Below are 7548 nucleotides of genomic sequence, written 5' to 3'. Positions count from 1 at the left end.
CCGCCTGACGACGGGCCATCGGCCGCGGCAGCGCGGCGGCGGCGATGGGCGCGGCGCTCGGTAGCACGATGGGCCAGGTCGGCGCGGTAGCCGTTGGGGCCGCCGTTGCGCATCACCTCACGGGTGATCGTCGAGGTGGGGCGGTCGAGCCGACGGGCGATCTCGGCGTAGGGCAGGTCGTCGGCCAGCCCCAGGGCGATCTGCTGGCGCTCCTGCTGGGTGAGTCTGCCTCCCGGCATCACGGTCTCCTCGATCTTCGGTCTCCGGCCCGGCCAGCATAGCTTTCACTCCTGAATCATTGCAATGCAACGCGGCTTCAGCGTTGCATTACCTCCCGGGTTGTTGCAACGTTTTCAAGGACTTGAGCTTCATATACCCCACGCCATTGCAACTATGACGTTGCCTAGATCTGGAAAGCAACGTAGCGTTTCTCGCATCGGAAACAAGCTACGAACGCAGGAGAGAACGATGCAGACCTTCGCCACCCCCGCCCCGATCGCCGCCGTCCTCAACGTTCCGGCCGGCCGCATCCAGTTCATCGCCGCCGACCGTCGCGACACCGTCGTCGAGGTGCGCCCTTCCGACCCCGGCAAGAGTCGCGACGTCACGACCGCCGAGCAGGCAGCCGTCACCTACGGTGACGGGGTTCTGCGGATCGAGGTCGGCGGGACGCCGAACAGGCTGCTCGGCTCGGCCGGATCCGTCGAGGTCACCGTGCAGCTGCCGGCCGGTTCGCGGGTCGACGCCAAGACCGCCGCGACCGAGCTGCGGGGTGTCGGCCGGCTCGGTGACATCACGTTCGAGGGCGCCTACCGGCAGATCAAGATCGACGAGGCGGCCAGCGTACGGCTGACCGCGACCGACGGCGACGTCGAGGTGGGACGCCTCACCGGGCCGGCCGAGATCACCACCGAGCGGGGTTCCATCCGGATCGCGGAGGCCGTACGCGGCACCGTCGTCCTCACCACCCAGCAGGGCGACATCACCGTCGCGGCCGCCGGCGGGGTGTCGGCCGCACTCGACGCCGGCACCGCGTACGGCCGGGTCAGCAACTCCCTCCGCAACGACGGCACCACCGCCCTCGACATCCGGGCCACCACGTCACAGGGCGACATCACCGCCCGCAGCATCTGACCCTTCCACTCCCCCGGCGGGCGGGCCACCCCCGGCCCGGCCGCCCCACCCCTCGACTGGAGATACCCGACATGATCAGCACCATCACCCCGTGGACCGGCATGGTCGAGATCGACGACACGGCCCTCGCGTGCACCGACACCGGCGGCCCCGGCGTCCCGGTGCTCTACCTCAACGGGCAGTTCGCGACACAGGGCTACTGGAGACACGTCATCGCCGGCCTCGGCCCGGACTGGCGGCACATCACCTACGACGAACGGGGCCGCGGCCGCAAGTCGAAGACCTCGTCGGACTACTCGTTCGAGGCGGGCATCCGCGACATCGACGCCGTCCTCGCCGCGCGTGGTGTCGACCGGGCGCTGCTCGTCGGCTGGTCCTACGGCGCGTTCCTCGGCGCGCACTGGGCCAGCCGCAACCCGGACCGGACGATCGGCGCGGTCCTGGTCGACGGCGCGATGCCACACGACTGGCTCGACGACGCCATGGAGGAACGCATCCGGACGATGTTCAAGCGGATGGCCTGGTTCATGCCGCTGCTGCGCCCGACCGGCCTGGTCCCCCGGCTCGACGCCGGACAGCAGGCCACCAGCAACATCGAACTCGGCCGGATCTCCCGCGAAAGCGAACTCGGTCCCGTCATGGACGCCATCACCGTCCCCACCCGCTACGTCCTCGCGTCCGGCAGCTCGCTGGGCAGCAAGGGCGACGAGCAGGAGGTGATCCGGGCCGGCCTCGGCAAGGTGGTCGCCCGCAACCCGCACATCAGGATCAGCGCGAAGGTCCCCAGCAACCACAGCCACATCCTCCGCAAGGACCACGCGGCCGTCGCCGCGGCCGTCCGCGAGGTCGCGACTGCCTGAGGCAACCGCACCACCACCCGCGGGAACGCCCGCGTGGTCCTTCCACGCGGACGTTCCCACGGGTGATTCAGTTACAGCGCCAGAGGACCGGACGGCGTGCGCCGGAGGGGTGGACCACCAGACCGGTGATGACGCGGCCGTCGTCGCTGGCCGTGTATCGGGAATCGGTCGCCGCCTGGCTGTCGGCCGGGAGCGGCAGCGGCGTGGTCACGTCGCTGTTGTAGAGGACCGGGGTGCCCGTCGCGTCGTTGCCGATGATCCAGCCGTCGGAGGTCACCGTGGCGGGCGTCACCTTCGACTGGTCGATGATCTCGACCGGGTTCCCGGCGACGTCCCATCGCATGGTCACCGTCTTCTGGACCTCCGGAGCGATGTCCTTCGTCGGAGTCCGCAGGGTGGTGCTCGCCGTACCGACGATCCAGCCGTTGCGGATGTCACTCACCATCCTGACCGAGGGCAGTCTGCCGTCGATGCGGGACGCCTGGAGCGCACGCACCTCGTTCAGGGAGGGCCAGACGACCGCGCTCCATTCGACGGCGCTGACCGTCTCGCCGACGATCACGCCGTCCCGGTCGACGGCGAGCGCACGCGACCGGTACGTCCCGGACGACAGCATCAACCGGGCCGCCGCGTCGTGGGGCGAGGCCCACCGCACCGCGTAGCCGTCCGACTCCCCGGCGATGACACCGGAGTCGTTGATGGCGTGCGGGATCCCGTGCTCGACGCCGGGCAGCGGGGTCACCGTCCCCCGCTCGACGACGAACGGGACCGGCTCGGCGTCGCCGTCCTTCGCGAACCTCCAGCCCACCGCCGTCCCGGACGCGTTCACGTCGGTGAGGGCCGCCTTCCCCTCGCCCGGCAGATCGACGATCGTCGCCTTGCCGTCGGCCCAGAGAACCGCCTCGGCGACCGGCTCGGTGCGGCCCACGTGGTAGCGGCCGGTGCTGTCGGAGCCGGTGACGCCGAGACCCGTCACCCGCGGGTCCGACACTCCGGGCAGAGTCTCGACCGTGCACGTGGGCAGCGGGAACGCGGGGTCGGCGACCTCGGCCGGCCGGGGCGTGAACAGGTTGCCGCCGACGGCGACCACCGCGGTCACGGCCAGTGCCGTCACGGCGGCGCCGGCGAAGCCCGCGCGGCGGATCGTCCGGCGGCGGCGGCCGGTGACGATCGCACCACGGACGTCGACGGTGGACGGGGTGGGTGGCTCGTCGTCGAGCAGGTGGATCAGATCGTGATCGGTACGCATCGTCACTCCCTCGGAGGCGAGAAGTCAGTTCGCGAACTGGAAAGCGGCAGCCCCGGAGTCACCGAGCAGGCGCCGCAGGGTGGCCAGGCCACGTGAGGTGTGGGTCTTCACCGTGCCGGAGGTGCAGCCGAGCATCGCGGCGACCTCGTCGACGGGCAGGTCGTAGAAGAAGCGCAGCACCAGGACGGCCTGCTGGCGCCGCGGCAGGCGGGTGAGCGCCGCCCGTACCAGATGACGGTCCTCCGCCCCTGCCTCGGTGACCGGCGGCGGCTCCGGCGCCTCCCGGAAGAGGCCGACCCGCGCCCACGCCAGACGTTTCTCGTCCACATAGGTGCGGACGAGCATCTTCCGCACGTAGGCGTCGAGGTTGCCGGCCGCCCGGGCGCGCTGCCATTTCACGTAGAGCGTGGTGATCGTCTGCTGGACCAGGTCGTCGGCCCGGTGGGCGTCGCCGGTCAGGAGGTAAGCCAGGCGGCGCAGAGCGGGAATCCGCGCCGAGACGTATTCGGTGTACTCGTCATCCGAGCCAGCCCCCATCGTCGTGTCCTTCCCCGTCATGTCGTTCGCGACTGAGACGGGCCCGGCGGCTCACCCGGTTGACACGTCCTTCACAGATCTTCGGCCAGCGCTTCGGCGATCATCCGATGGCCCTGCGCCTCGAAGTCGAGTTCGCCGTGCGCGTAGGCCCAGCAGGCGGTGCCGATCGCCTCGCGCATGCGGCCACGATGCCATCCGTCGTTGGTGCGCGGGTCCGACCCGTACCCCTCGATGAAGGCTCTCTCCAGCGCGGGATCGTCGCGGAAATCCTGGGCCGCGAGCCGGGAGAAGTCGGTGTAGGCGGGTCGCAGCGCGGCGCGGCCGAAGTCGATGATCGCGACCACCCCGTCGTGGACGAGCCAGTTGCGCGGCTGCCAGTCACCGTGCGTGGGCACCGTCGGTTCCGGCGCGGTGGGCCAGCCGGTGATCAGCGTGCGGAGCCGGTCCACGACGGCGGGGGTGATGCGGTGCGGGCCGTCGAGGAGCTTGAGGCACTTGGCGTTCTCGCGGCGCTCGTAGTCGTCCGGGACGGCGGGGTGGCCGTGCAGCAGGGCGAGCAGCTCGCCGGCCTGGCGGAAGACGCCGGGGCTGGTCACGGTCACCAGCTCGCCCGGCAGGTAGGTGGTGACCAGCAGTTTCCCGTCGACGTCGCCGTGCACCAGCCGCGGGGCCCGGCCCCGGTCGGTCCACGGGGTCAGCCAGTGGTGGTGGGCGCGCAGCTCGCGCTCGATGTGGTGGTCGGTGGCGCCGCCGGCCTTCAGGATGTACCGCCCACTACCGTCGGTGATCTCCAGGACCGTGGTCTCGACGATGCCCCAGCTGTGATCCTTCACCACCACGCCGTCGGGGAGCCATGACGTGAGCAGGTCACGCTGTCGCGGGGACAGATTCCCGAGCGGATCGGTCACAGTCCGCATCCTAGACTTCCGGGGTGCGCAGCATCGACGTGCTCGCGGTGAACACCGCAGGGGTGCTCTGTGACCTCTTCCCGCCCGGCGATCACGTGTTCGCGGCCGCGCCGGGCGACGTGGCCGCTCTCGACACCGCGGTCCGGGCGGCGCTCGGCGGCTGGACCGGCATGGACGCTCTGACCGGCTATGTCCAGGAACGGCTGCCGGCCTTCGAGCGGCAACTCCTCGCCGAGGTCGTGACGGTGAGCGACGCGGAGGCGGCCCGGTTCGCCGGGGCACTGCGGACCGACCTCCGGCCGGCCGAGAAGATCCCCACGGTGGTACGGACGACCCTGCGCCGCGCGATGACCAGATTGGAGCATCTCCACCACCTCGACGCGGTCGCCGAGCAGACCCGGCAGGCCGCCCGAGCCGTGGCCGATCCGGGCTGGCGTCCGGTCGTCGACCCGGGTGTGTGGATCCCGGACCCGGCCGAGGTGGCGGCCACCGTCGATCCGGCGTACTCGTCGGTCGTCGACGCCGACATCTCCGGCCTCGTGCTGTTCGCGGTGCTGTGCACGGTCGGGCCGGCCGCCTGGCCGATCGAGGCCGGGCCGCTGCCGTGGCGTGCGCTCGGCGGCCCGGATCCCGGCTCGGAGGAGATCGAGGCGGGTCCCGGTACGGTCGTGATCCGCCCGGCCATCCACGACGACGTCGTCGACCGGCTGGAGTACGCGGTGACTCCGCACGGCGCCTTCCTCAGGGTGGCCCTACCGAAATGATCATCGTCGATTGATCAGCCGTACGGGTGGTGTCGTGACCGGGACCGGAAGTCCATCATGGTGCGGTGCCGAATTGGTCAACGCGCCCCCGCGTCTGGTTCCTGATCACGCTGGTGGCGGCCACGGTGGCGGCACTGCTGCTCGCCTGGTTCCTGCACAGTGAGGGGCTGGAGCGGGCCGACAAGTGGTCGAGCGTCGTCTTCGGTTCGGTCAGTGCCTCGGCCGCCTGCGTCTGTGCGCTGACCTGGCTGTGGCGTCTCGGCAACACCGACGCCGGCGGCGAGCGCGAGACCGTGCTGGCCAGGCTGGCCGCCGCGCAACGGGAGCAGTGGGCCGCCGAGCAGGCCGCCCGCCGGGTCGGTGACCCGTGGCCACTGAACGTCACGTGGGCCGTCAACGCCGGGACCAGCGCGGTGATGGCCAGCTGGGCGTCGATCCTCCGGACGGCCGGTGCCGGGCCGGTCGACGTCGGCGGCGACTACGCGCGGGTCGCGGACGTGTTCGTTCGTGGGGACGTGCCGCGACGGCTGGTGATGCTGGGCGAGCCGGGTGCGGGCAAGTCGCTGCTGGCCATTCACCTGACGGTGCAGCTGCTCACCCGTCGTGTCCCGGGCGAGCCGGTGACCGTGCTGCTCAGCGCGGCCGCCTGGAACCCGGTCCAGTCCCTCGACGACTGGATCGCCGACCAGCTCATCGCCCAGGACCGGCGGCTGGCCAGGTCGGTGCCGGGACCCGGGTCGACGTCCCGCAGCCTGGCCCGGGATCTGGTGGTGGGCGGGTTCGTGCTGCCGGTGCTCGACGGGCTCGACGAACTGGACGACGAACGGCAGCGTGCGGCCCTGATCGGGCTGTCCCGTGCCGCGACGGCCGGGCGGGAGTTCGTCGTCACGTGCCGGACGCAGCCGTACCGGGCGGCGGTCCAGGTGTGCGGGCCGATCCCGGCGGCCGTGGTCGTCGAACTCCAGCCGATTCCGTCGGCGGAGGCGGCGCAGCATCTCGCCGACAGCGCCGGGGTGGACGCTCCGCGCTGGTCGCCGGTGCTCGATCATCTGCGGCGGGAGAGTGGGACGCCTCTGGTCCGGGCGTTGTCGACGCCGTTGTTGATCTGGCTCGCCCGGACCGTCTACCAGGATCGCGAGCGTGATCCCTGGGAGTTGCTGACGGCGGAGTGGGCGGGCAGCCGGGACGGAATCGAGCGGCACCTGCTCGAACATCTGATCCCGGCGGCCTACGCGGATCATCGCGGGGTACCGGCCGAGATCCCGGAGGCGCGGTGGCTGGCTACGCTCGCCGGTCACCTCCGGGAGCAGCGGACCTACGACCTGGCGTGGTGGCGGATCGCGGAGATCCGCCCGGCGTCGGCCGTCCAGGTGGCGTCCATAGCTTTCGTCATCCTGGTCGCCATCTTCGGCACGCTGTCGGCGGTTCTGACCGGCATTCCCGTGGTCTACGACGAGATGTCGCCCGGGCTGATCGCCTTTCGCGTCGGATCGGGGATCGGTCTGTTCACCGCATTCGGGCGGATGATCTTCACAGATCTGCATCATCCGCGGCGCTTGTCGCCACGGGCGGCGTTGAAGTCGTTCCTGGTTGTGACCTGTCCGCTTCTGCTGATCGTCGCCCTGGCAACAGGAAGCTTCACGCTGGGCGCCGTCTTCGCAGCGACGGTCGGTGTTGTCGCGGCGCTTGCCAGCGGTGCGGTGGCCGCACCGTCGGCGACGAGTCCGCTCGCGTCGCTCACGCTGGACCGCAACGCGGCGCTGGTGTCGGCTGCCACCGTCGGCACCGTCGAGTTGGCTCTGTTCGCCCAGAGCATCGGGCTGAAAAATCCGATGACCTGGTTGATCATGGGATTGGTCCCTCTGGCGGCGGTGCTACTGAGCGCCTGGGGACAATACTGCCTGGCCACCATCGTTCTCGCCGCGCTCGGGAGACTGCCGCTGCGACTCACCCGGAGCCTCGCCGACGCCCACGAACGCGGTGTCCTGCGTAGTGCCGGTAGCGTCTACCAGTTCCGGCACGGCCTCCTCCGCGACCGCCTCGCCGCCACCCCCGAGTCCCGCAAGGCACCCGCACCCGCCCGCTGAAACCCGGCG

General features: G+C 70.9%; 8 protein-coding genes. 4 read left to right on the top strand and 4 right to left on the bottom strand.

What is annotated here, in order from left to right:
• Nucleotides 1-239, bottom strand: a 239-nt coding sequence (locus ACFO0C_RS17095) for a helix-turn-helix domain-containing protein (RefSeq protein ID WP_378067622.1), incomplete at its 3' end; no start/stop codon positions are given.
• Between the two features lie 229 nt (nucleotides 240-468).
• Between ACFO0C_RS17095 and ACFO0C_RS17090 the strand changes: the two genes are divergently transcribed.
• Both ACFO0C_RS17090 and ACFO0C_RS17085 read left to right on the top strand, forming a co-directional pair.
• Nucleotides 469-1134: a DUF4097 family beta strand repeat-containing protein gene (locus ACFO0C_RS17090; RefSeq protein ID WP_378067621.1), complete on the top strand. Its 666-nt coding sequence runs from the start codon at nucleotides 469-471 to the stop codon at nucleotides 1132-1134.
• A gap of 71 nt (nucleotides 1135-1205) precedes the next feature.
• A complete protein-coding gene (locus ACFO0C_RS17085) occupies nucleotides 1206-1994 on the top strand; it encodes an alpha/beta fold hydrolase (RefSeq protein WP_378067620.1) in 789 nt (262 codons plus the stop codon).
• 67 nt (nucleotides 1995-2061) lie between these two features.
• Here ACFO0C_RS17085 and ACFO0C_RS17080 read toward each other — a convergent pair whose 3' ends face one another.
• The 3 genes from ACFO0C_RS17080 to ACFO0C_RS17070 form a co-directional block, all read right to left on the bottom strand.
• A complete protein-coding gene (locus ACFO0C_RS17080) occupies nucleotides 2062-3243 on the bottom strand; it encodes a hypothetical protein (protein WP_378067619.1) in 1182 nt (393 codons plus the stop codon).
• 24 nt (nucleotides 3244-3267) lie between these two features.
• Nucleotides 3268-3780 (bottom strand): SigE family RNA polymerase sigma factor, encoded by a 513-nt coding sequence (locus tag ACFO0C_RS17075; protein WP_378067618.1) that lies wholly within the window; start codon nucleotides 3778-3780, stop codon nucleotides 3268-3270.
• 71 nt (nucleotides 3781-3851) lie between these two features.
• Nucleotides 3852-4688: a phosphotransferase gene (locus ACFO0C_RS17070; protein WP_378067617.1), complete on the bottom strand. Its 837-nt coding sequence runs from the start codon at nucleotides 4686-4688 to the stop codon at nucleotides 3852-3854.
• 23 nt (nucleotides 4689-4711) lie between these two features.
• Here ACFO0C_RS17070 and ACFO0C_RS17065 point away from each other — a divergent pair, with 23 nt between their 5' ends.
• The gene (locus ACFO0C_RS17065; RefSeq protein ID WP_378067616.1) at nucleotides 4712-5452 is read left to right on the top strand and encodes a hypothetical protein; all 741 of its coding nucleotides are present in this window, start codon (nucleotides 4712-4714) and stop codon (nucleotides 5450-5452) included.
• 65 nt (nucleotides 5453-5517) lie between these two features.
• Entirely contained in the window at nucleotides 5518-7539 is a 2022-nt protein-coding gene (locus ACFO0C_RS17060; RefSeq protein WP_378067615.1) for a hypothetical protein, read from the top strand.
• Nucleotides 7540-7548 lie beyond the last annotated feature (9 nt).

The sequence above is a fragment of the Actinoplanes subglobosus genome, from assembly GCF_042650585.1.
Lineage (GTDB): Bacteria > Actinomycetota > Actinomycetes > Mycobacteriales > Micromonosporaceae > Actinoplanes > Actinoplanes subglobosus.
This window is presented reverse-complemented; position numbering and strand designations above follow the sequence as displayed.